The sequence below is a fragment of the Paenibacillus sp. Aloe-11 genome, assembly GCF_000245715.1.
Taxonomy (GTDB): domain Bacteria; phylum Bacillota; class Bacilli; order Paenibacillales; family Paenibacillaceae; genus Paenibacillus; species Paenibacillus kribbensis.
In genome coordinates this window covers 419,328-442,293 of sequence record NZ_JH601056.1, presented here as the reverse complement: position 1 = coordinate 442,293, position 22,966 = coordinate 419,328, and the positions used below count along the sequence as shown (strand labels likewise).

24 protein-coding genes, 1 tRNA gene and 1 other annotated feature are annotated in these 22,966 nt (G+C 47.8%); of the genes, 22 read left to right on the top strand and 3 right to left on the bottom strand.

Annotation, left to right across the window (positions count from 1 at the left end):
- The 8 genes from pgeF to WG8_RS15540 all read left to right on the top strand — a co-directional run.
- The coding region (gene pgeF / locus WG8_RS28540) for a peptidoglycan editing factor PgeF (RefSeq protein ID WP_007431179.1) at positions 1-520 on the top strand (520 nt) is incomplete at its 5' end.
- Positions 521-528: 8 nt separating this feature from the next.
- On the top strand, positions 529-1,230 hold the full coding sequence (locus tag WG8_RS15570; protein WP_007431178.1) for a YggS family pyridoxal phosphate-dependent enzyme: 702 nt from the start codon (positions 529-531) through the stop codon (positions 1,228-1,230).
- A complete protein-coding gene (locus WG8_RS15565) occupies positions 1,221-1,673 on the top strand; it encodes a cell division protein SepF (protein ID WP_043891099.1) in 453 nt (150 codons plus the stop codon). The genes WG8_RS15570 and WG8_RS15565 overlap by 10 nt, the downstream gene beginning before the upstream one ends.
- Before the next feature lie 6 nt (positions 1,674-1,679).
- Positions 1,680-1,934, top strand: a complete 255-nt coding sequence (locus WG8_RS15560) for a YggT family protein (RefSeq protein ID WP_007431176.1) — start codon at positions 1,680-1,682, stop codon at positions 1,932-1,934.
- Positions 1,935-1,942: 8 nt separating this feature from the next.
- On the top strand, positions 1,943-2,725 hold the full coding sequence (locus WG8_RS15555) for a YlmH family RNA-binding protein (RefSeq protein WP_007431175.1): 783 nt from the start codon (positions 1,943-1,945) through the stop codon (positions 2,723-2,725).
- A gap of 172 nt (positions 2,726-2,897) precedes the next feature.
- Entirely contained in the window at positions 2,898-3,407 is a 510-nt protein-coding gene (locus WG8_RS15550; protein ID WP_007431174.1) for a DivIVA domain-containing protein, read from the top strand.
- 173 nt (positions 3,408-3,580) lie between these two features.
- Positions 3,581-3,862: a binding site (T-box leader), on the top strand.
- Positions 3,863-3,942: 80 nt separating this feature from the next.
- Positions 3,943-7,032: an isoleucine--tRNA ligase gene (ileS, locus tag WG8_RS15545; RefSeq protein ID WP_007431173.1), complete on the top strand. Its 3,090-nt coding sequence runs from the start codon at positions 3,943-3,945 to the stop codon at positions 7,030-7,032.
- A gap of 140 nt (positions 7,033-7,172) precedes the next feature.
- On the top strand, positions 7,173-7,565 hold the full coding sequence (locus WG8_RS15540; protein WP_007431172.1) for a DUF5665 domain-containing protein: 393 nt from the start codon (positions 7,173-7,175) through the stop codon (positions 7,563-7,565).
- A 28-nt stretch (positions 7,566-7,593) separates the two neighbouring features.
- Here the strand turns inward: WG8_RS15540 and WG8_RS15535 are convergent, their stop codons facing one another.
- On the bottom strand, positions 7,594-8,331 hold the full coding sequence (locus WG8_RS15535; RefSeq protein ID WP_007431171.1) for a TraR/DksA C4-type zinc finger protein: 738 nt from the start codon (positions 8,329-8,331) through the stop codon (positions 7,594-7,596).
- Positions 8,332-8,544: 213 nt separating this feature from the next.
- On the opposite strand from WG8_RS15535, the gene lspA reads away from it, so the two are divergent.
- From lspA to WG8_RS27435, 14 genes are all read left to right on the top strand, one after another.
- Entirely contained in the window at positions 8,545-9,036 is a 492-nt protein-coding gene (lspA, locus tag WG8_RS15530; RefSeq protein WP_007431170.1) for a signal peptidase II, read from the top strand.
- A 1-nt stretch (position 9,037) separates the two neighbouring features.
- Positions 9,038-10,009, top strand: coding sequence for an RluA family pseudouridine synthase (locus tag WG8_RS15525; RefSeq protein WP_007431169.1), 972 nt, complete (start codon positions 9,038-9,040; stop codon positions 10,007-10,009).
- A 505-nt stretch (positions 10,010-10,514) separates the two neighbouring features.
- Entirely contained in the window at positions 10,515-11,081 is a 567-nt protein-coding gene (gene pyrR, locus WG8_RS15520) for a bifunctional pyr operon transcriptional regulator/uracil phosphoribosyltransferase PyrR (RefSeq protein ID WP_007431168.1), read from the top strand.
- Complete coding sequence (locus WG8_RS15515; protein ID WP_007431167.1) at positions 11,078-11,992, top strand: aspartate carbamoyltransferase catalytic subunit; 915 nt, start codon at positions 11,078-11,080, stop codon at positions 11,990-11,992. Before pyrR ends, WG8_RS15515 begins: the two co-directional genes overlap by 4 nt.
- Positions 11,993-12,051: 59 nt before the next feature.
- Entirely contained in the window at positions 12,052-13,374 is a 1,323-nt protein-coding gene (locus tag WG8_RS15510; protein WP_007431166.1) for a dihydroorotase, read from the top strand.
- A 63-nt stretch (positions 13,375-13,437) separates the two neighbouring features.
- A complete protein-coding gene (gene carA, locus WG8_RS15505; protein WP_007431165.1) occupies positions 13,438-14,574 on the top strand; it encodes a glutamine-hydrolyzing carbamoyl-phosphate synthase small subunit in 1,137 nt (378 codons plus the stop codon).
- Between the two features lies 1 nt (position 14,575).
- A complete protein-coding gene (gene carB / locus WG8_RS15500; RefSeq protein ID WP_007431164.1) occupies positions 14,576-17,794 on the top strand; it encodes a carbamoyl-phosphate synthase large subunit in 3,219 nt (1,072 codons plus the stop codon).
- 125 nt (positions 17,795-17,919) lie between these two features.
- Positions 17,920-18,657 (top strand): orotidine-5'-phosphate decarboxylase, encoded by a 738-nt coding sequence (gene pyrF, locus WG8_RS15495; protein ID WP_007431163.1) that lies wholly within the window; start codon positions 17,920-17,922, stop codon positions 18,655-18,657.
- Positions 18,654-19,295 carry an orotate phosphoribosyltransferase gene (pyrE, locus tag WG8_RS15490; RefSeq protein ID WP_007431162.1) on the top strand — a complete coding sequence of 214 codons (642 nt, stop codon included), beginning with the start codon at positions 18,654-18,656 and terminating at the stop codon, positions 19,293-19,295. Before pyrF ends, pyrE begins: the two co-directional genes overlap by 4 nt.
- Positions 19,296-19,443: 148 nt before the next feature.
- A complete protein-coding gene (locus tag WG8_RS27440) occupies positions 19,444-19,608 on the top strand; it encodes a hypothetical protein (RefSeq protein WP_007431161.1) in 165 nt (54 codons plus the stop codon).
- Positions 19,609-19,721: 113 nt separating this feature from the next.
- Positions 19,722-19,795 (top strand) — tRNA-Ile (locus tag WG8_RS15485).
- 136 nt (positions 19,796-19,931) lie between these two features.
- The gene (locus WG8_RS15480; RefSeq protein WP_043891098.1) at positions 19,932-20,210 is read left to right on the top strand and encodes a hypothetical protein; all 279 of its coding nucleotides are present in this window, start codon (positions 19,932-19,934) and stop codon (positions 20,208-20,210) included.
- Positions 20,211-20,402: 192 nt separating this feature from the next.
- Entirely contained in the window at positions 20,403-20,981 is a 579-nt protein-coding gene (locus tag WG8_RS15475; protein ID WP_052310867.1) for a hypothetical protein, read from the top strand.
- Entirely contained in the window at positions 20,978-21,148 is a 171-nt protein-coding gene (locus tag WG8_RS27435; protein ID WP_179032907.1) for a hypothetical protein, read from the top strand. Before WG8_RS15475 ends, WG8_RS27435 begins: the two co-directional genes overlap by 4 nt.
- A gap of 578 nt (positions 21,149-21,726) precedes the next feature.
- Here the strand turns inward: WG8_RS27435 and WG8_RS15470 are convergent.
- On the bottom strand, positions 21,727-22,059 hold the full coding sequence (locus tag WG8_RS15470; RefSeq protein ID WP_007431160.1) for a hypothetical protein: 333 nt from the start codon (positions 22,057-22,059) through the stop codon (positions 21,727-21,729).
- A gap of 168 nt (positions 22,060-22,227) precedes the next feature.
- Positions 22,228-22,966 (bottom strand): rhamnogalacturonan acetylesterase (locus WG8_RS28535; protein ID WP_007431159.1); only part of this gene is annotated, 739 nt, incomplete at its 5' end.

Below are 22,966 nucleotides of genomic sequence, written 5' to 3'. Positions count from 1 at the left end.
AGACGGACTTTTGACAGATGTGCCGGGCATTTTGCTGACATCCTTTTATGCGGACTGTGTACCGTTATACTTTTGTGATCCGGTGCGGCGTGTCATTGGGCTGGCGCATGCGGGCTGGAAGGGAACGGTAGCGGAGATTGCCCTGAAAATGGTGCAAACTATGCAGACCGAATTTGGATCACGACCATCTGATTTGCTTGCAGCCATTGGCCCTTCCATCGGTCCTGAAGCTTATGAGGTGGATGAGCATGTAATGAGTCAAATCCGGGTTTTAGAGCATGATTGCCCGGGTAATGATGATTGGGAAGGCTCCGTCTATTTCCCGTTAACTGGCGGGAAAACGCTGCTTGACTTGAAACAATGCAATCGACACATTATGATGAAAGCAGGAATATTGCCGAGCCATATCGAATGTACTACCTTATGTACGAGCAGCCGTAGCGATTTGTTTTTTTCATATCGCAAGGAAGGCGGCGTTACAGGGAGAATGGCGAGCTGGATTGGTCTGGAAGAGAGGTGAGTCCTCCCGTGTCTTTGGAGGAACGGATTAAAGAAGTGAACGCCCGTATAGAAGCAGCATGTGCTCGCAGTGGACGTTCACGTGATGATGTGAATGTGATCGCTGTTACGAAATATATTTCGGCTGCGACAATGGAATCGGTATTGGACGGCGGATTGGAGCATGTAGGCGAAAATCGCTGGCAGGATGCTGCGGATAAATGGAGCAAGCTGGGTGACAGGGGAACGTGGCATTTTATTGGTCATCTGCAAACCAATAAGGTTAAAGATGTGATTGGAAAATTTGAGTTTATACATTCGCTGGATCGTCTATCACTGGCTCAGGAGTTGGAGAAGAAGGCTGCAGCTTTTGGAGTAAAAGTCAAAGCCTTTGTGCAAGTTAATATCTCTGGGGAAATTTCCAAATACGGTTTGTCCCCTGAGGCGGTCGCTCCCTTCCTGGAACAAATTCGTGAGCTGGGGCATGTAGACGTCATCGGCTTGATGACGATGGCTCCTCATGAAGAAGACCCGGAAAAAACTCGGCCTGTATTTCGTGGATTGCGCGAATTGCGTGATACGCTAAATGGACAAGCCCTGACGAGAGAGCCTATCGTTCATTTGTCCATGGGGATGTCCAACGATTTTGAGGTAGCGGTTGAGGAAGGAGCGACCTGGCTGCGGCTTGGTTCCGTACTGGTCGGACGAGAGGAGGATTTCCATTGGGCGTAATGAACAAGTTTATGAACTTTCTGGGGCTTCAGGAAGAAGAGGAAGTTATTGAGCGAGAGATTATGAATGCGCCGGAAGAGCAAGAAATTGAAACCCCAAGCTTTGATAAACGTAAGAACCAGAAGGGCAATAATGTTGTCAGTATCCATTCACAGAAAAATGTGAAAGTTGTTCTGTATGAGCCGCGATCTTACGATGAAGCACAGGAAATTGCCGACCATATCCGTTCCCACCGCACCGTCGTTGTCAATCTGCAACGAATTCGCAAGGATCAGGCCTTGCGGATTATTGATTTTTTGAGCGGTACCGTGTATGCACTAAGTGGTGGCATTTCCAAAGTTGGTAACAATATTTTTCTGTGTACTCCGGATACGGTTGAAATTCAAGGTTCGATTACGGAAATACTAGCTGACACGGAACAAGAATTTAACAGAATGAGGTGAGTTTTTTTGATCGAGGTAATCGGTTGGCTTTTTCAGATTTATTCGTACATGATCATTGCATATGTCCTTTTGTCATGGCTTCCTAATGCCAGAGAGAGCGTGGTTGGTGATTTACTTGCCAAGTGTGTGGAGCCTTATTTGTCTCCTTTTCGCAGGTTCATCCCGCCAATCGGGATGATTGATATTTCACCCATCGTGGCTCTGATTGCTCTGCGTTTTGCGTCGTATGGTTTGATTTCTTTAATTAGCAATTTTATTTAGGAGGACTCATGCGTACCGAGATTTATGAGCATTTTCATCCGGATGAACGGGACTATGTGGATCGCGCTTCCGAATGGATCAGTTATGCGGGAGCATATCATGAGCAAAAGCTAACTGATTTTTTGGATCCGCGCCAACTGTACATATTGGAGACCCTATCTTCGAAGGAAGATAAGGTCACGATCAGGTTAGATGGCGGCTACGAGGCTTCGGAACGAAAGCGGGCGCTGATTGCGCCCGATTATTCATATTTAGACGATGAGGATATGGGGATTCGGGTTCTTTCCATCAGCTCAGATGATCATAAAATTAGCACATTGGAGCACGGTGATTATTTGGGGGCCATACTGGGACTTGGAATCAAGCGTGGAAAAATCGGTGATATTCATGTGCTGGATGATGGATGTCATGTATTGGTAGCTTCAGAAATCAGTGATTTCATTATGCTGCACTTACAGCAGGTTCATCGTGTCCATGTATGGACAGAACTGCTGCCTTCAGAAAGCCTGCGGACAAAGGAAGCTGAATTGGAGCCGTTGGATTTGACGGTGGCTTCTTTGCGTCTGGACGGTATCGCCAGTGACGTGTACAAGCTGAGTCGAAGCAAAATTTTGACTCCAATCCGGGCCGGACGGTGCCGGGTCAATTGGAAAGTGGAAGAGAATCCATCTACTTCACTTAAGGTTGGAGACGTTGTTTCTATGCAGGGTTTTGGGCGTTTCAAAGTGCTCGAAACAGACGGGATGACAAAAAAGGGAAGATTCCGTGTCAAAATCGGTAAGTTTGTATAGCTCAAGGCAGGATTCACGAGCTTTGTGTCGAAAAAATTAAGCTAAAGGGTAGAACTGGAACGATTTTGCTCTGTACAGTATTCACAAATCGGGGTATGATGACCGATAGATGATAGTGAGCGTCGTGACGCGGAACATGTATTTTTTGTCAATCTTATAGGAGGTGGACGGCATGCCATTAACGCCATTGGATATACATAATAAGGAATTTGCCCGCCGGCTTCGCGGTTATGATGAGGATCAGGTCAATGAATTTTTGGACCAGGTGATCAAGGATTATGAAGCTGTTATACGTGAAAATAAAGAACTGAGCACTGAGTTGCTGAACGTACAGGAGAAGCTTGACCATTTCGCGACGATTGAAGATACGCTGAGCAAGACGATTATCGTGGCGCAGGAAGCGGCAGATGAAGTTCGCAACAACGCCAAGAAAGAATCTCAACTGATCGTGAAGGAAGCGGAGAAAAATGCCGATCGCATTGTGAATGAGGCATTGGCCAAATCCCGTAAAATCGCGTTGGAGGTTGAGGAACTGAAGAAGCAGGCTTCGATTTATCGGGCGCGTTTTCGGACACTGGTGGAAGCGCAGCTTGACCTGTTAAGTCAGGACGGCTGGGAAGCGCTTGAAAACCGGGAACGTGAAGTGCTGGAGCGCGAGCGTGAAATGAAGGAAATTTACTAATAGTCATTTCTGACAGCGCTTATTAGGCATTGTCAGGGTTGACTTTTATCTGTAAACAGGCTATAACTGTAAATACTATACTGAATATAAACCGTTATCCGTGCGTCGGTTAAGGGTTGTTATTCAAGTCAGCGGGGATACTGCTGATTCAATACACCGATGAATTTAACATGTGTAATTCGTTGATGGGAACGAGTACGTCATGATTTTGTTCCTCAGAGAGTTGGCCACTTGGTGCAAGCCAACGTTCAGAACATGACCGAAGATCCTCCCGGAGAAGTGAGCTGAAGCGCTTGTTTTTTACGGCGTGTGTAAGCAATCATCGTTTGCCATACGTTACAATGGCGCCCTGCTGTAGTTGTGTAGGGCTTAGAGCGCCGTGAAAGTACCGTTTCTTATGGAAGGGTTTGTTCACGGAATCAGGGTGGTAACGCGAGCACAGTCTCGTCCCTTTACAGGGATGGGGCTTTTTTTGTTGCTTTTTTAGGAAACGCTACAACAATCAAAATGATGAGCAAAGAAGGAGAATGACATGATGAACAGAGTGGATGTAAAAGAAAAGGCACGGTCCCGCGACCTGCGCATCCTGAATAAATGGAAAGAGGAGAACACATTCCGTAAATCCATCACCAATCGTGAGGGTAAGCCGAATTTTGTGTTTTATGAAGGTCCACCAACTGCCAACGGTAAACCGCATATCGGTCACGTGCTGGGTCGTGTAATTAAGGATTTTGTGGGCCGCTACCAAACAATGAAGGGATACCGGGTCGTACGCAAGGCGGGTTGGGACACGCATGGCCTGCCGGTAGAACTGGGTGTGCAAAAGCAACTGGGCATCTCCCACAAGCCTGAAATTGAAGAATACGGCGTTGAAAAGTTTATTAAAAAATGTAAGGCAAGCGTGTTTGAGTACGAGCAGCAATGGCGTGATCTGACCGAAGCGATCGGATACTGGACAGACCTCGATCACCCGTATATTACGCTGGATAATAACTATATCGAGAGTGTATGGAACATTTTGGCGACGATTCATGAAAAAGGACTGCTGTATCGTGGTCATCGTGTGAGTCCGTATTGCCCGGATTGTCAGACAACGCTGAGCTCTCATGAAGTGGCACAGGGCTACAAAGATGTAAAGGACCTGAGTGCCACAGCCAAATTCAAGCTGCATAGCAGTGGGGAATACGTACTGGCCTGGACGACAACACCTTGGACCTTGCCGAGCCACGTGGCACTTGCCGTCAACCCTGATCTGGAATATGCTCGTGTGAAGCAGGAAGACGGTGTATACATCGTTGCTAAAAATCTGGTTGAGGACGTAATTAAAGGCGATCATGAAGTGCTTGGCACGCTGTCCGGTTCAGAGCTGGTTGGTCAAACTTATACCCCGCCATTTACGTATTTCCAGGTCGAGAAGGGCAATCAGATTCTGGGGGCGAAATTCGTAACAGACTCCAGCGGTACAGGTATCGTTCATATGGCTCCGGCGCATGGTGAGGATGATTACCGGGTATGCCGCGAAAATGGCGTTGGATTCATCAATGTGGTGGATCTCCAAGGTAACTATGTTAAGGAAATTACGGACTTTGCAGGCCGTTTTGTAAAAGACTGTGATGTGGATATTGTTAAGATGCTGTCTGAAAAAGGCTTGCTGTACAGCAAGGAAAAATACGAGCATAGCTATCCGTTCTGTTGGCGTTGTGATACTCCGCTGTTGTATTACGCTATGGACAGCTGGTTTATCAAAACAACCGCGATCAAGGATCAACTGATTGCCAACAACAGTGAAGTTGAATGGTATCCTGGCCATGTGCGTGAAGGACGCTTCGGCAAGTTTTTGGAGGAGCTGGTGGATTGGAACATCAGCCGTGACCGTTATTGGGGTACACCGCTGAACATCTGGGTGTGTGAGGAGACTGGGGAACAGTTCGCACCGCACAGTATTGCTGAATTGCGGGAACGTGCGATTGGCGACGTACCAGCGGACATTGAGCTGCACAAGCCATATGTGGATGACATTAAGGTGCGCAGCAAATGCGGTAAGTACGAAATGACCCGTACACCGGAAGTGATCGACGTATGGTTCGATAGCGGCTCCATGCCATTTGCACAACATCATTATCCATTTGAAAATAATGAAACGTTCGAGCAGCAATTTCCGGCTGATATGATTTGCGAGGGGATTGACCAGACTCGGGGCTGGTTCTACAGTCTGCTGGCCGTTTCGACCATGCTGACTGGCAAAGCTCCTTACAAAGCGGTTATGGCAACAGGCCACGTACTGGATGAGCAGGGTCAAAAAATGTCCAAATCCAAAGGCAATGTCATTGATCCATGGGAAGTCATTGACGAGTACGGTACAGATGCTTTCCGCTGGGCATTGCTGTCCGACAGTGCGCCATGGAATAGCAAACGTTTTTCCAAAGGCATTGTAGGCGAAGCCAAATCGAAGCTGGTAGATACACTTGTCAATACACACGCCTTTCTGACCTTGTATGCAGATATCGACGGTTTTGATCCGGCACAGCATCCGTTCAAGCCGTCGGCCCATAAGCTGGATCGCTGGATTTTGTCCCGTCTGAACAGTCTGATTTTGGTTGTGGACAAAGCATTGTCTGTAAATGATTTCCTGAATTCTTCCAAAGCGATTGAATCGTTCGTAGATGAGCTGAGCAACTGGTATATCCGTCGTTCGCGCGATCGCTTCTGGGGCAACGGCCTTACAGAGGATAAGCTGGATGCGTACCGCACACTGACTGAGGTGCTGTTGACGACAGCGAAGCTGCTTGCACCGTTCACACCGCTGCTTTCAGAGGATATTTACCTCAATCTGAGCAACGGCGAAAGTGTTCATCTGGATGATTATCCAACAGCCAATGAATCCTTGATTGATCTGGAATTGGAGCGCGATATGGAAACGGCACGTCGTGTAGTAGAATTGGCGCGTAATGTCCGCAACGAAACGGGACTAAAAACGCGTCAGCCGTTGTCCGAACTGATTTTGTCGATGGATCAGGATTTTGAACTGAGCGGCTACGAGGAAATCATCAAAGATGAGATCAATGTGAAGCATATTCATGTTGAGACGGACGATAGCGGCTTTGTAGATTTTACACTGAAGCTGAACTTGAAGGTAGCGGGTAAGAAATACGGCAAAAATGTCGGCTTCCTGCAAAATCTTTTCAAAGGCATGTCTGCTGAGGATACCCGTTCGGTTGTAGAAAAAGGAGTGCTGAACGTGGCTTCTCCAGAAGGAGAAGAGCTGCAGGTTACGGCCGAGGAATTGCTGGTGGAGAAAAAAGCGAAAGAAGGCTTTGCATCTGCTTCCGGCTATGGCTTAACGGTAGCGTTGAACACGGACATTACGCCTGAGCTGGAACAGGAAGGCTGGGTACGCGAAGTGGTCCGCGCGGTGCAGGATTATCGTAAAAAGCTGGATCTGCCGATTGAAAAGTACGTGGCACTGACGCTGGATGTAGATAACGAGCTGCGTCAGGCGATCGAAAGCTTCGATTCTGTACTGCGTGAAAACGTTCTGGTCACTACCGTGACATTCGGTCAAGCCGAACCGGCAGAGCGTGTAGAAGTGAACGGTAAAACGATCAGCGTTCATATTGGGGAATAATTACAAGCCCCCTGTCCCATAATACAAGAACAGGCAGCGTATAAAAACGAGCCTAAGCATCGAAAACGGATCTTCTCCGTTACGTGCTTCGGCTCGTTTGCTGCGTTCAGGGCAGCCATTGAAAAAGGGGGATTGTGCAGATGACGGCACGATCAAGGCGTAGACAGGGGATCAGTCGCCAAAAAATAAACAAGGGAGAAGCTGCCATAGCCGCAGATCAAAGTGCAACAGGTAATCAGGCAGAGAAGCTAAATCGTGTAGAAAAGCTGATACATGCTGTATCAAAGCAAATGGAACGGACACGTATTGCCGATTACGCTTTGCTGCTGAATAAGCCGTGGCGATTACTCTGGCTGAATTTAATATCAGGCGTGTCCCGCGGGGTCGGCATTGCCCTGGGCTTTACTTTCTTTGCGGCCACCATTATTTATGTGCTGCAAGTACTGGGGGCGCTCAATTTACCGATTATCGGTGATTATATTGCTGATATTGTACGGATTGTGCAGCGACAGCTGGAGCTTACTACGTACTAGGTTACAGATCTTTTGTTTTAATCTAAGTTTATGCTTCGTCTTCGTCCGTCATATCCGGCTCCAGCAAACCTTCACCCTCGCCATTTTCTAAATAACGCTGATAAATGGAGCTGCGAATAACAGATACATTTTTTCCATAAATGTCAGTGGCGATAAAGCTTTCGTATGGCTCTACGAAGCCCATATTGTCATCGTTCGCTTCAATCTCCATATCATCATAACGATGGATTTCTCCACTTTCAGCCATGGCCGGGGTATTGGATGTGCCCCAATTTTCAACAATTTGCCAGGCATCTTCACCGTCAAAGCCGTTTTGATCTTCCCGCTCATCCAGACTTGTTCTGCCGAATGCGGGAGCCAGAAATTCCTCCTCGACTGGACGGCGCTTGGACACCTCTGTTTCGGGGTTATGCTCTTTGCAGTAAATCGTATAGGGAACGGCCAGCAGGCGTTCATAAGGAATGGGTTTGCCACAGGCGGCACAAATGCCGTAAGTACCCTTTTCCATCGCCATCATGGCTGATTCGATACGTTCCAATTGGAATTCGTCATGTTCCAGTAGGGAAACGTCCTTGGCTCGCTCGTAGGTTTCGGTTGCCAGATCGCCTGGATGATTGTCAATCGGAGATAGCTCGCCGGTTTGATCGCGTTGCGATTCGCCGAGTCCGTAATGACCATTGCCTTGCAAACGATGCTCAATCTCTTTCTTGCGTTGCAGCAGTTCGTTACGCAATCCCTGCAATTGTTGCTCCGTCAATGGGGACATGGAATCCTCTCCTTGTTTTAGGTTAACATGCGTGTGCATTGTCTCGGGGTATGCTCCTTGTAGTTTGCACCGCGAAGACCTCTTTTACAGTAGGAAATTCTACTCAAAAACTGTACTTGCGAGCTTATGGGACTCGTGGACGATCTGAGAAGGCTTATGCTACAATAAATGGGTTCGACAACGGATATAAGCAGATCGGAGTGACGAAGGACTGTGATTTATTTTGGTATTGCGCTAATTATTTTTTTGATTGACCAGGGTGTCAAATATTTGGTGGCTACGCGGATGGAATTGTACGAACAAATACCGGTAATCGGCAATTTCTTTTTAATCACGTCCCATCGTAATCGTGGAGCCGCCTTTGGGATTTTGGAAGGTCAACGCTGGCTTTTTATCGTGATTACCATTGTAGTGGTGATCGGCATCGTATGGTACTTGCGAAAAACGGTGAAGGCTGGTCAGAAGTTGCTTCCCGTAGCACTAAGCTTGGTGCTTGGAGGCGCAGTCGGTAACTTTTTGGATCGGGCTATTTCAGGAGAAGTGGTCGATTTTGCGCAATTCAATTTTGGAAGTTATACGTTTCCGATCTTTAATGTGGCGGATTCGGCGATTGTCATCGGTGTAGCCCTGATTATTTTGGATACATTGCTGGAGTCGCGTCGGAATAAAGAAAATGGCAATGATAGCATTGAAGGGAAGTCGTAGCATGAAAGAAACGAATGAAAGCAGTGAATCCACAGGTCTGTCTTATGATGAGGAGCTGGAGCGTGAATCATTAGAATGGACAGCAGAAGCTGGTGATGCCAAAACGCGTATAGACAAATATATCGCCGAAAAAATGGAGGATGTGTCCCGTTCCCAGATACAGTTGTGGATCGGAAACGGTCTGGTGCTGGTCAATGGCTCCGCAATCAAAGCCAATTACAAGCTGGCTGAAGGAGATCGTATTGAATTATCTGTACCGGAGCCAGAGAGTGTCGATATTATACCGGAAAATATTCCGTTGGATGTTGTATACGAGGATTCGGACGTGATTGTCATTAACAAGCAGCGCGGCCTGGTCGTGCATCCCGCACCGGGACATACTTCAGGAACACTGGTCAATGCGCTGATGTATCACTGTCATGATCTTTCAGGCATTAACGGAGAATTGCGCCCCGGTATCGTTCACCGCATTGATAAAGATACATCAGGACTGATCATGGCGGCCAAAAATGATCAGGCTCATGCTTCGCTGGCAGCACAGTTGAAGGAACACAGTGTCACGCGTAAATATATCGCGTTGGTGCACGGCCACTTGAGCCACGACCAGGGAACGGTTGATGCTCCTATAGGCCGTGACTCAGGTGATCGTAAATTGTTTACCGTGACGGAACGCAACAGCAAGCATGCAGTCACCCATTTTCTCGTCATTGAGCGTTTGGGGGATTACACCCTGCTTGAGCTTCAATTGGAGACAGGGCGCACACATCAAATTCGGGTACACATGAAGTTTATTGGGCATCCTTTGGTGGGTGATCCCATGTACGGACGTAATAAAGGGATTCGCATGAATGGCCAGGCACTGCATGCAGCGGTATTGGGTTTCAAGCATCCAGCCACTGGCGAGTATATGGAGTTCAGCAGACCGATTCCCCCCGATATGGAAGATGTATTGGCGTCTTTACGCAGTCGCTAAAAGCAGCGAAGGTCTGTATTCGTATTCACAAACCTGAATAAATTATTAAATACAACCGCCTATTTGGCGGTTTTTTTATTGTTTGGGTAAGGTATGGGTAAAAACAACTATGGATAATTATACAATGAAGTTGTATAATTATTAAAGTGCTTCCGGTGGTCCCGGTTGAACAGGTGTTGACACAGGATTTTCAATCTGTCATACTTCTTGTAGTTGCGATGAACTTTGTCCAAGAGATGGTCACCATCTCACACTATGAGAAGCTGGATAAAGGAAATCCTGAATAGCACCTTTAAATCAGTCCCGTGAGGCTGGCAAGGTAACGTGAATGGATCACTGATCAGTGCATCCGCTGCGGCGGTATGTCTTCAGTGTGTCCGAGAGATCGGAGAACGGTGGAAGACTGTTCACACGAGACTCCTTGCCAAACTTGGGCAAGGAGTCTTTTTTGTATCCGAACACGGGGCCAGGTCTGAAGGGAATATCACCTGAGGAGGCTGGGAGCATGAGTAATGAAACACATGTACTGATGGATGAAATTGCGATTCGCCGGGCATTAACACGGATTGCACATGAAATTTTGGAGAAAAACAAAGGTATTGATGATTGTGTGCTTGTAGGAATTCGAACACGCGGGGTTCATTTGGCGCAGCGCTTGGCTGAGAAAATTGCCGAAATCGAAGGTGCGCCGATCCCATGGGGAGAGCTGGATGTCACAGCCTACCGCGATGACCGGAGCAGCGTTGGCGAAGGCAAAGGAAATGGAAAAGAGCTTTTGATGAATCCTGCTGACGTATCGGTTCATGATAAGAAAGTCATTCTCTTTGACGATGTGCTGTACACAGGCCGCACCATTCGCGCGGCGATGGATGCATTGATGGACTGCGGACGACCACAAATGATTCAGCTGGCAGTGCTGGCGGATCGCGGACACCGTGAGCTTCCGATTCGTCCGGATTACATCGGCAAGAACATCCCGACTTCCAAATCCGAGGAAATCGTAGTTTCGCTTCAGGAGACGGACGGCAAGGACGAAGTGACGATCAATCAGAACCGGGGGGAACAGGAATGATCACAACAGCCAGTCAACTTAGAGAACGCAGCCTGCTCGGATTAAAGGAAATGAGCCGCAATGAAATCGAGTCCATTCTGGATCGCGCTCATTATTGGGAATCACAGCAGGAAAAGCTGATTCCAGTACTGCAATCACGCTTCGCGGCCAATATGTTTTTTGAAAACAGCACACGCACTCGCTTTTCTTTTGAAATGGCAGAAAAGCGGCTGGGCGCTCAGGTTCTGAACTTCTCTGCTGCGGCCTCCAGTGTGGAAAAAGGGGAGTCCATTTACGATACAGTACGTACGCTTGAATCCATGGGCATTGATGCTGGAGTCATCCGGCTAAAGCCAGCCGGGGTGCTGCAAGAGCTTGCAGAGAAAGTCAATGTCCCGCTGATTAATGCCGGGGACGGCAACAATGAGCATCCGACGCAGGCTCTGCTGGACCTGTACACCATGCGCAAAGCTTTCGGTGAGCTTAAAGGCTTGAGCGTATCGATCATTGGAGACATTCTGCACAGCCGTGTGGCTCGTTCGAATCTGTGGGCCTTGCAGAAATTTGGAGCCAAGGTCAGCTTCTGCGCACCGGATAATATGCAGGCATCTGATCTTGCGGCGTACGCGCCTTATGTATCGATGCAGGAAGCATTGCAGGCAGACGTGGTCATGATGCTTCGGGTACAGCTCGAACGGCATGCGGAAGGTATGCTGCGCTCAGCGGATGAGTACCGAGAGCAATATGGTTTGACAGAGGAGAGAGCAGCGAGTCTCAAGCCCGGAACGATCATTATGCATCCGGCTCCAGTCAATCGGAATGTGGAGATCGACAGTGCAGTTGTGGAAAGTGAGCAATCACGGATTTTCCCACAAATGGCAAACGGGGTTCCGATCCGCATGGCGGTTATGGAACGGGCAATGAAGCTGTAGAAGCTGTCGGCAGAATCGTAGGAAAAGTCGTACAAAACCTGAGCGGAGGAACATTTCACATGAAACAATTAATTATGAATGCAAGCGTATTGAATGAGCAGGGCGAGGCTGAACTGAAATCCATTCTAATTGCCGACGGAAAAATTGCGGCTATCGTAAATGAGGGTTCCGGACTGAGTGTTTTGATACCAGAGGGAGCATCCGAAAAAGAACGCCACATCGAAAAAATCGACGCCCAGGGCAAGCTGGTCATCCCCGGTTTAATCGACATGCATGTGCATCTGAGAGAACCCGGCTTTGAATATAAAGAAACGATTGCAACGGGTAGTCACGCAGCGGTCAAAGGCGGTTTTACGACGATTGCCTGTATGCCGAACACACGCCCGGTAACGGATAATGTGGACACGGTTCAGTTGGTACTGAAAAAGGGGGAGGAAGCCGGGCTTGCCAAGGTTCTCCCTTACGCTGCCATTACGAAAAATGAGCTGGGACGCGAGCTGACGGATTTTGAAGCACTCAAGGCGGCAGGCGCCATCGGCTTTACTGACGACGGTGTAGGGGTACAAAGTGCGCAAATGATGAAGGATGCCATGGCACGGGCCAAAGCGTTGGATATGCCGGTTATTGCGCACTGCGAGGATAATACGCTTGTGGAAGGAGCAGCGGTGACGGACGGTGAATTTGCCAAGCGTCACGGGCTTAAAGGCATTCCGAACGAATCCGAGGCGATTCACGTCGGACGGGATATTCTACTATCCGAGGCAACCGGGGCACACTATCACGTATGCCATGTCAGCACAGAGCAGTCGGTGCGATTGATTCGCCATGCGAAGTCTTTTGGCATCAAAGTAACTGCTGAGGTATGCCCGCACCACTTGGTATTGTCGGATGAGGACATTCCTGGGCTGGATGCAAACTGGAAAATGAATCCTCCGTTGCGCTCTCCGCGTGATGTACAGGCATGTATCGAAGGACTGGAGGACGGTACGATTGACATGATCGTAACCGACCATGCGGCACACAGCGAGGAAGAGAAGGCAAAGGGGATGGAACTGGCGCCGTTCGGCATTGTCGGATTTGAGACAGCTTTTCCGCTGCTGTACACGAAATTTGTTGCTACCGGACAATGGACACTGGACTTTCTGGTACGCCGTATGACGGCTGACCCGGCGCGTGTCTTCCGCCTCAATACGGGACGCTTGGAGGAAGGAGCACCCGCCGACCTGACCATGATTGATCTGGAGCAGGAGCAGGCAGTTGATCCGCAAACGTTTGCCAGCAAAGGCCGCAATACTCCTTTTTCAGGCTGGAAGCTCAAAGGCTGGCCCGTAAAAACCTGGGTAGACGGCAAGCTGGTTTGGTCTGCAGACCAAGCAAACTAAAAATACAAATCATTTGAAAAATAGAGTTTTATAGCAGGAAACAATACAGAGGAGTGAGACGGGATGCAGGCAAGATTGTTGCTTCAGGACGGCACGCTGTTTACAGGCACATCATTTGGTGCGGAAGGTGAAAAAACAGGCGAGGTCGTTTTCAACACAGGGATTACAGGCTATCAAGAGGTGCTGACGGATCCCTCTTATTGCGGACAAATCGTAACGATGACTTACCCGCTGATTGGCAATTACGGAATTACTCGCGATGACTTTGAATCGGTACGGCCTTATGTTCACGGCTTTGCTGTTCGACATTACGAGCCGGTGCCAAGCAACTGGCGCGCTCAATACAGCGTGGGCGATTTGCTGAAGGAATATGGCATCATTGGCATTAGCGACATCGACACCCGCATGCTTACCCGGATTATTCGCCATCATGGCACGATGAAGGGCATTTTAACGACTGGCTCTCAGCCGCTGGAAGAACTGAAGGAAATGATGGCTGACATGACCATTGAAGAACTGCGCAATCAGGTGCCTTTGACTTCCACACCTCATCCGTACAGCAGTCCTGGCAACGGCGAACGGATCGTATTGATTGATTATGGTGCCAAAAGCGGTATTTTACGCGAGCTGAACAAGCGAGATTGCGATGTGGTTGTCGTTCCGCATAATACGACGGCTGAGGAAATTCGCCGCCTGAACCCGGACGGAATTCAGCTGTCCAACGGTCCGGGGGATCCGAAAGATGTGCCTCATGCTGTTCGTACGATTGCTGAGCTGTTAGGGGAATATCCTATGTTTGGGATTTGCCTAGGACACCAGTTGTTCGCGCTTGCTTCGGGAGCGGACACGGAGAAACTGAAATTTGGGCATCGTGGTGGCAACCATCCGGTCAAAGAACTGGCGAGCGGACGCTGCTTTATCACCTCGCAAAATCACGGCTACACGGTGAATGAGGAATCGATCCAGGGAACTGACCTTGAAGTGACACACATTAATAACAACGATAAGACGATTGAAGGTCTTAAACATACCAAGTATCCCGCGTTTTCCGTGCAATACCATCCGGAGGCTGCACCGGGACCTTACGATAACGGCTATCTATTTGACCGCTTTCTGGACATGATCAGAGAGCACAAAAGAAATCATCCAAAGCAACCGCGTCAGGCTGTTATCGCCGCCGCAGTGAGAGGAGAGCGCTAATATGCCGAAAAATACAGAACTTAAAAAAATACTCGTGATCGGCTCCGGTCCTATCGTTATTGGTCAGGCAGCGGAATTTGATTACGCTGGTACACAAGCTTGCCAAGCGCTCAAAGAAGAAGGCGTCGAAGTGGTACTGATCAACAGTAATCCGGCAACCATCATGACAGACACCAACATGGCTGACAAGGTATACATTGAACCGATTACCCTTGATTTTGTCACACAGATTATCCGTCAAGAGCGTCCTGACGGCCTGCTTCCTACACTAGGAGGACAGACAGGATTGAATATGGCGGTGGAACTGGCTCGTGCCGGAGTGTTGGAGCGTGAAAACGTCAAGCTGCTGGGAACACAGCTCGATTCGATTGAAAAAGCCGAAGACCGTGATCTGTTCCGCGACTTGATGCGCGAACTGGAACAGCCTGTACCGGAGAGTGTAATTGTTACTACATTAGAGGAATCCCTCGATTTTGCCAAGGAAATCGGTTATCCGATTATCGTTCGCCCGGCTTATACATTAGGGGGAACGGGTGGTGGTATCTGTGCGACCGAAGAAGAACTGCGTGAAACGGTCAGCTCCGGCTTGCGTTACAGTCCAATTGGACAGTGTCTGGTGGAAAAAAGCATCGCAGGTATGAAGGAAGTCGAGTATGAGGTTATGCGTGACGGCAATGATAACTGCATCGTGGTCTGCAATATGGAAAACTTTGATCCGGTCGGCGTGCATACTGGTGATAGTATCGTTGTAGCGCCAAGTCAGACGCTGTCAGATCGCGAGTATCAGATGCTGCGTTCTGCTTCCCTGAAAATTATCCGCGCCCTCAATATTGAAGGCGGCTGTAACGTACAGTTTGCGCTTGATCCGCACAGCTATCAATACTATGTCATTGAAGTCAACCCGCGCGTGAGCCGCTCCTCGGCGCTGGCTTCCAAAGCAACTGGATATCCAATTGCCAAAATGGCTGCCAAAATTGCGCTGGGCTACACACTGGATGAAATCGTGAACCCGGTAACGGGACAGACGTATGCTTGCTTTGAGCCAACACTGGATTACATCGTGAGCAAAATACCGCGCTGGCCGTTCGACAAATTCATTTCTGCCAACCGCAAGCTGGGCACGCAAATGAAAGCGACAGGCGAAGTAATGGCCATTGGCCGCACGTTCGAAGAATCTATTCATAAAGCGATTCGATCCCTGGAAATCGGTGTGCATCGCCTGCACCTGAAGGGAGCCGATCAGCTGTCTGATGAGGTGCTTAAAGAGCGTCTGATTAAAGCAGATGACGAGCGTTTGTTCTTGGTGGCCGAGGCATTCCGTCGCGGATGGCAGCAGCAGGAAATTCAGGATTTAACGAAAATTGACTGGTGGTTCCTCGATAAGGTAGAAGGAATCGTCAAGTTTGAAGCTGTCATTGCAGGAGAGCCTGAGCTGACTTGCGAAACGCTCTATCAGGCCAAACGCAAAGGCTTTACCGACCGTTCTATCGCCGAGATTCGCAGTCTGGGTCAAACCGCTAGCAAGCTGACAACGGAGCAAGAGGTACGGGAGTTCCGCCTGACTCAAAACCTGCGTCCTGTCTACAAAATGGTAGATACGTGCGCAGCTGAGTTTGAAGCCACAACGCCTTACTATTACTCTTCTTATGAAGTGGAAAACGAAGTCATTCCATCCAACAAAGAGAAAGTCATTGTCCTCGGTTCCGGGCCGATTCGGATCGGGCAAGGGATTGAATTTGATTACTCTACCGTGCATGCGGTATGGGCTATTCAAAAGGCAGGCTACGAAGCAGTCATCATTAATAACAACCCGGAGACCGTTTCGACCGATTTTAATACATCCGACCGGCTCTATTTTGAACCACTTTTCTTCGAGGACGTCATGAATGTCATCGAGCAGGAAAAACCGATCGGCGTAATCGTTCAGTTCGGCGGTCAAACGGCCATTAATCTCGCAGCTCCGCTTAGTGCGGCAGGCGTGAACATTTTGGGCACAAGTCTGGAAAGTATCGACGAAGCGGAAGATCGGAAAAAGTTCGAGCAACTGTTGTCTCGTCTAGCCATCGCACAGCCTAAGGGCAACACGGTTACTTCTGTAGACGAAGCGGTAGGAACCGCTCAGGCGCTAGGTTACCCGGTGCTGGTACGTCCATCCTACGTTCTGGGCGGACGCGCCATGGAAATTGTCTACTCGGATGCGGAATTGCTGCGGTACATGGAAGAAGCCGTTAAAATCAATCCGGAACATCCTGTGCTCATCGACCGCTATATGCTGGGCAAAGAAGTTGAGGTTGATGCCATCTGTGACGGCGAAACAGTACTGGTACCAGGCATTATGGAGCATGTGGAACGGGCTGGGGTCCACTCAGGTGACTCTATCGCCGTGTATCCGCCACAGCACTTGTCTGCCGAGCTGAAGCAAAAAATCGTGGAAATTACGATCAGCATCGCCAAGGAATTGAAAACGATCGGTCTGGTAAACATTCAATTCGTCATTCATCAAGACGAGGTGTATGTCATCGAGGTTAACCCTCGCTCCTCGCGGACGGTTCCTTTCCTGAGCAAGGTAACGAACATCCCGATGGCGAACCTGGCGACACAGGCTATTTTGGGCGGTAAGCTTAAGGAAGCAGGCTACACAGAAGGCCTATGGCCTGAAAGTAACTATGTATCGGTTAAAGTTCCGGTATTCTCCTTTGCCAAACTGCGCCGAGTAGAGCCAACGCTGGGACCAGAAATGAAATCGACAGGTGAAGTTATGGGTCGTGACATCCAGTATGCCAAAGCGTTGTACAAAGGACTCGTGGGCGCTGGCATGAAAATTCCATCCACCGGGGCGATCATCATCACGGTAGCGGACAAAGATAAAGAAGAAGCTATTGAGTTGATGCAGGGCTTTTACAGACTGGGCTACAAAATTATTGCCACAGGTGGAACGGCAACTGCACTGGAACAGGCCAACATTCCGGTGAACACAGTTAACAAGCTGAGTGAGGGCAATCCGAATATTCTCGATATGATCCGCACAGGCGAAGCCAATTTCGTATTCAACACGCTGACTAAAGGGAAAACGCCAGAGCGTGACGGATTCCGTATCCGCCGTGAAGCGGTTGAAAACGGTATTGTCTGCATGACCTCGCTGGATACGGTGCGCGCCTTGCTGCGAATGCTGGAGACGATTAATTTCACGTCCGAATCCATGCCGGTTCTAAGTAGCTAACAAGATACCAATAGATGATGAAAAATAAGCAGCACAAGGAAGGACATTCATCAGCTTTTGCTGACGGATGTCCTTTATCACGGGCAAATATACCCGAATTGTCGTGAAAAAGGGGATGTAGAACGGTGAACGAAGCATTTCAGCAGATGGCAGGACGGCTGATGGTCGCGTTAGATTACCCGGATCCGCAGCAGGCGGAGCAGTTAATTCGGCAGCTAGAGGGTATCCCTTGCTATATAAAAGTAGGTATGCAGCTGTTTTATAGTGCAGGACCCGCTTTTGTAGAGCAGTTAAAATCAAGAGGATACTCCGTATTTCTAGATTTGAAAATGCATGATATCCCTAACACGGTGCGTGGAGGGGCAGAGAGCATTACCCGCTTAGGGGTGGATATGTTTAACGTGCACGCGGCTGGAGGTCGCAGTATGATGGCAGCGGCCAGAGCCGGAGCCGAAGCAGCGATTTCCGCAGACAGCTCGCTCGCCATGCCGCTCATTATTGCAGTTACACAGTTGACCAGCACGGATCAGGCGACCATGAACACGGAGCTCGGCATTCCTGGTACGGTACAGGATGTGGTCGTGCGCTACGCACAGCTGACTCGTGAGGCGGGGCTGGACGGTGTGGTAGCTTCCCCATTGGAAGTGCCTGCGATTCGTGCCGTATGCGGATCTGACTTTAAAACCATAACCCCTGGCATACGCCCGGCAGGCAGCGCTACAGGTGATCAGTCGCGTGTGCTTACACCTGGACAAGCCATTGCCCAAGGCAGCAGCTACATTGTCGTTGGACGGCCGATCACGGCAGCGCCAGACCCACGCGCCGCAGCGGAACATATTATTGAGGAGATGATTCAATTATGAGTACATTAAACAATATACCTGAGCAAATTGCATCCCATCTGTTACGCATTCAGGCGGTGGCACTTCGTCCGCAACAGCCTTTTACATGGACATCCGGTATCAAATCACCTATCTACTGTGACAATCGCCTTACCATGTCCTACCCGGAGGTGCGTGAGCTGATTGCAGACTCATTTGCTGCCCTCATTCGTGAGCAATATCCCGAAACCGAAGTCATTGCAGGGACAGCTACAGCAGGGATTCCTCATGCGGCCTGGGTGGCGCAAAAGCTGAATTTGCCGATGGCTTATGTAAGGGATAAAGCCAAAGGACACGGGAAAGAGAACCAAATCGAAGGCCGGATCAGCGCCGGACAAAAGGTTATGGTTATCGAGGATCTTATCTCTACAGGAGGCAGCTCCATTAAAGCAGCGCAGGCCGTAGCACAAGCAGGCGCTCAGCCGTTAGCTGTACTGGCTATTTTTAGCTACCAGCTGGACAAAGCGACTCAAGCTTTTGAAGAAGCGGGCGTGAAGCTGCAAAGCTTGTCCAATTACACGGCCCTGATGGAGGTTGCCTTGCGTGAAGGAACCATTCAGGAGGAAGAGATGGAGCTGCTGCGTTCCTGGCGTCAGGACCCGGCTTCCTTTGGCAAATAAGGCGGAGCATATAGAAGCAACGGAGCTAATGATTAGTACGGCACAGACTCATTGCCATCCCGCGTAGATTGTTATGATTCAGGCGGTGTAAATCGAATTCGATCCGGTTACACTAACTCCTACCATCATGTGAAAAGAGGGAGTTCGGATGTATTGGGTTTACTATGGCAGACTGTACACGACTAAATTTCAGGCCGGGTGTCTGGCAAAAAGGCTGGAGAATGACGGCTGGATGTACGGCTACAACGATCCCCGTGCAGTGGAGGTGTACCGCTCGCGCAAGGGGCGTTATGGTGTCCGATTTATTCCGTGAGCTATTAAAATAAAAAAATATTTAAAAAGCTATTGACGAAACACAAGAAAATGTTGTATATTAATTAACGTTGCTGTTATGAATATGTAGCGTGAATATACAGATTTTTTTGAGGGCCCTTAGCTCAGTTGGTTAGAGCGGTCGGCTCATAACCGATTGGTCGGGGGTTCGAGTCCCTCAGGGCCCATTTCCTCAAAACCCCTTGCGTAGCAAGGGGTTTTTTGTTGCTTTCGTCCTCTTTTTTAATGCTATAGAGGAGAGGGGAGTGAGGTAATGAAAACATTGGATGGTCTCTAGCTTCCCATAAGGAGGTTAGAGACACATTGAGTCGAAGTGTGAAAAAGTCACCTGTTAAAAAAGATCAAGCCACACGTTGGGTAAAACGACAAGCAAGTAAGGCAGTACGCAGATATACCCAAGGAGTATCATTAGGAAGTTGGTACAAAAAAATTTATTGCTCTTGGAAAATTTGCGATTTTAGAATTCTTGAAACGTATCAGCAAGCCATGCATGATTGGGAAATCAATTATACTTTATGGAACAAGCAAATGAGCTATCAAGAGGCTGCTAAAGAATGGGCTAAATATCATAAGTGGAAATAAAAAAGATCACTGGTCATGGGAAGCACCAGTGATCTTTTTACGATGTCTAAAAAACAAAAATGAGATTCTATGAGTTAGCTTTATTTGCAGTATCCATATTGACAACTAAGATTGCACGGTCTCCGGTTGTTTGTTCTGATTCTGGAGTAGATGTAGGCACATGTCTTACTCTGCGCGACTGTTTTACCTTCGGTGAGTAATGCTGAACAAGCCACTAAGCCAGAGGTAAACCTAGTTCAAACAGAAGTTATTCAGACTGATCATGGAGAGGCAACAGTAACAACAAACTTTAATGATGACAATCATAGAATAGCTACTGTTGTCGAGAATGAAAAAACAACTAAAGTTGAGTATTTTCCAAAAGAACAAACTTTATTAATTAATGGTGTGAAACAGGAGAACTTTAATGTTAAGGAGAGCCGTTCGGACTTTTCCTTAAATGCTGTTCCTCCAGGGGGAACTTTTGTAGGCAAGTTTGATTACTCATATGATTGGACGAACGTAGGAATAGCTGTAGCAGCAGCGGCAATATCAACGATTTCTAAAGTTCCTGTATCAACTATTGCTGCAATCATAGGCACTGTTGCAGGTTTGTATGCCGTATCTTATTACACTATTTATCAATATTCATACCCTAGAAAATGTGAAGCTATCCCTTACGCTAATCATACGGTATTTTATCAAGATGCTTCGCGAAACAAAGTAATTGGTACAGCTGACTCTGCAAAGTTTTTTAGTTCGCAATCATATCCTATCGGATGTACTCCATGAACAAATTTTTGAAACGTTATCTAGGTATTTTGCTAGGCTATGGAATAGGTATAGGAACATTTTATGCATTTGGATATAAGTTGAATGCCATGGTGTTTTATATTATTTTGACTGGAACTATAATTGGAGAAATAATAAATTTTGCACTATCGAAACGAGAAAGATGAACCAATGCCTGCCGACCAGTTACGGTCAGCAGGTATTGGTTCTATTAACAGGAATTACAACGCTAATTATTAAATACCTATCCTGAGGTGATCAGTATGAACCATACATATAAAGTGCTAATAAAGTACTAAAGTCGAATATCGAATTGTTAGATATACCATATTATAGATTGTTATTGAATATAATGCCAAAAAATGGAGGATCAAAATGTTTAAAAAAATTATGATTCCCGCTTTGCTTGGTTCGATAAGTATCTAAAAGACTCGGGATATTCTTATACTTTTTCGGTATAGGATTTAAATCGGAAGAAGCGGCTTGGAATAGGATAGTAGAGGAAATAATGCGGTAGACCTCTTTGACTTTTAATGTTTAGTAGGGCGTACATAATGTATAAATGGATATTTACTATATTTATTACAGTCTACTAGATGGCTGCAGACATTAAGTGTTTATACCACCCAAAGATAATCCTGGGACTGGAAGTTGGGTAGGTCACAAATTGGACGACTGATCTTTAGAGATCATAAAGAAAGCACTGCCCAAATAAACGGACAGTGCTATTTTTATCGTTTTTATTTTAGGATACCTTAACCGTGTACACCATTCTCAATTTGCCGTTACCACCATAAATTTCGACTCTTGCGTTCGTTGCAGTGGTGGTTGTTACCACGCCGGAGGCGGAGACTGTGACATTTCCGCTTGCCACTTTATAAGTATCCCCTGGGTAATTAGACAACGCGTAAGAGTAATTTCTTGGCAGCTTAGCAGTTCTGTAATATACCCCGTTTACTTGTACAATAGGCGTAATTTCCGGAGAAGGACCTACTGCTGCGGACGCACTAGGAACGATAATACTGCCAATGAGTCCCAAAGACATGGCTGTTGATAATACTACTTTTTTAATATTCATAAAGAATTCCTCCTGATGTGTTGTTAAACGAACTCCTAAAATATACCATGTAAAATTGCTGATTTCACTTCGTTCGACAAATGTTGTCAAAATCATACAACAAAACGGTTCTAAAGTCCTATAAGATACAAAAAAATTAAAATATAACAATTAAAAAAATTCTTCATGTTAGTTTGTAAACTCGTGCATAAGACATTCACTGTTGCCTTGATTCCATCCGACCATACGTTGCTTTAATGCAGACAATTCCGCACATTGATCAATGGCCTCCGCTACAAGCTTGGCGATCTGTCTTGCTCCTTCGTCGGAGAAATGGGTATTATCCGTTACCCCGGCAGGATAATTCGGGTGCGTTTGTTCAGGCAAATGCATAAATAGCTGCCGGGAGACTTCTTCACCCATGGAACGATAAAGCTGCTGAGAAGCCTCAAAAATATCGAGCAGCGGTGTATGGGTTTGCTTGGCAACTTGTCTCATGGCTGCGGGATAGGCTCCCACAGCCAGCGGATCAGGTTCACCGTCTGCGGTAAAGCGGCGGCGGCTTACAGAGGTCAATAGCACGGGAATCCCGCCACGCTGCCGAGCAGATTCGATGCATTGAATAAGGTTTTGGCGATATTCCCCATCAGGATCGGTATAACGGGTAGGATCTTCTTTTTTCTCATCGTTGTGTCCAAATTGAATAAACAGATAATCGCCAGCTCGAAAATCCTTCTCAATATCAGCCAACCGGCCTTCTGCTATAAAAGATTTGGTGCTTCGCCCATTCACCGCGCGATTGTCCACATGAACAGACGGGTCCAAGTAGCTTTGCAAGTGTTCGCCCCAGCCTGTCATCGGTTTTTCGGTAGCTCCCTTTTGAGCTGCAGTCGAGTCCCCAGCGATAAACAGTCGGATTGGCAGCGGC

Coding starts and splice junctions, on each gene's coding strand:
- WG8_RS15555 (WP_007431175.1), top strand. CDS start 1,943: ATGCGTACCGAGATTTATGAGCATTTTCATCCGGATGAACGGGACTAT.
- WG8_RS15550 (WP_007431174.1), top strand. CDS start 2,898: ATGCCATTAACGCCATTGGATATACATAATAAGGAATTTGCCCGCCGG.
- ileS (WP_007431173.1), top strand. CDS start 3,943: ATGAACAGAGTGGATGTAAAAGAAAAGGCACGGTCCCGCGACCTGCGC.
- WG8_RS15540 (WP_007431172.1), top strand. CDS start 7,173: ATGACGGCACGATCAAGGCGTAGACAGGGGATCAGTCGCCAAAAAATA.
- WG8_RS15535 (WP_007431171.1), bottom strand. CDS start 8,331: ATGTCCCCATTGACGGAGCAACAATTGCAGGGATTGCGTAACGAACTG.
- WG8_RS15525 (WP_007431169.1), top strand. CDS start 9,038: ATGAAAGAAACGAATGAAAGCAGTGAATCCACAGGTCTGTCTTATGAT.
- pyrR (WP_007431168.1), top strand. CDS start 10,515: ATGAGTAATGAAACACATGTACTGATGGATGAAATTGCGATTCGCCGG.
- WG8_RS15515 (WP_007431167.1), top strand. CDS start 11,078: ATGATCACAACAGCCAGTCAACTTAGAGAACGCAGCCTGCTCGGATTA.
- WG8_RS15510 (WP_007431166.1), top strand. CDS start 12,052: ATGAAACAATTAATTATGAATGCAAGCGTATTGAATGAGCAGGGCGAG.
- carA (WP_007431165.1), top strand. CDS start 13,438: ATGCAGGCAAGATTGTTGCTTCAGGACGGCACGCTGTTTACAGGCACA.
- carB (WP_007431164.1), top strand. CDS start 14,576: ATGCCGAAAAATACAGAACTTAAAAAAATACTCGTGATCGGCTCCGGT.
- pyrE (WP_007431162.1), top strand. CDS start 18,654: ATGAGTACATTAAACAATATACCTGAGCAAATTGCATCCCATCTGTTA.
- WG8_RS27440 (WP_007431161.1), top strand. CDS start 19,444: ATGTATTGGGTTTACTATGGCAGACTGTACACGACTAAATTTCAGGCC.
- WG8_RS27435 (WP_179032907.1), top strand. CDS start 20,978: ATGAACAAATTTTTGAAACGTTATCTAGGTATTTTGCTAGGCTATGGA.
- WG8_RS15470 (WP_007431160.1), bottom strand. CDS start 22,059: ATGAATATTAAAAAAGTAGTATTATCAACAGCCATGTCTTTGGGACTC.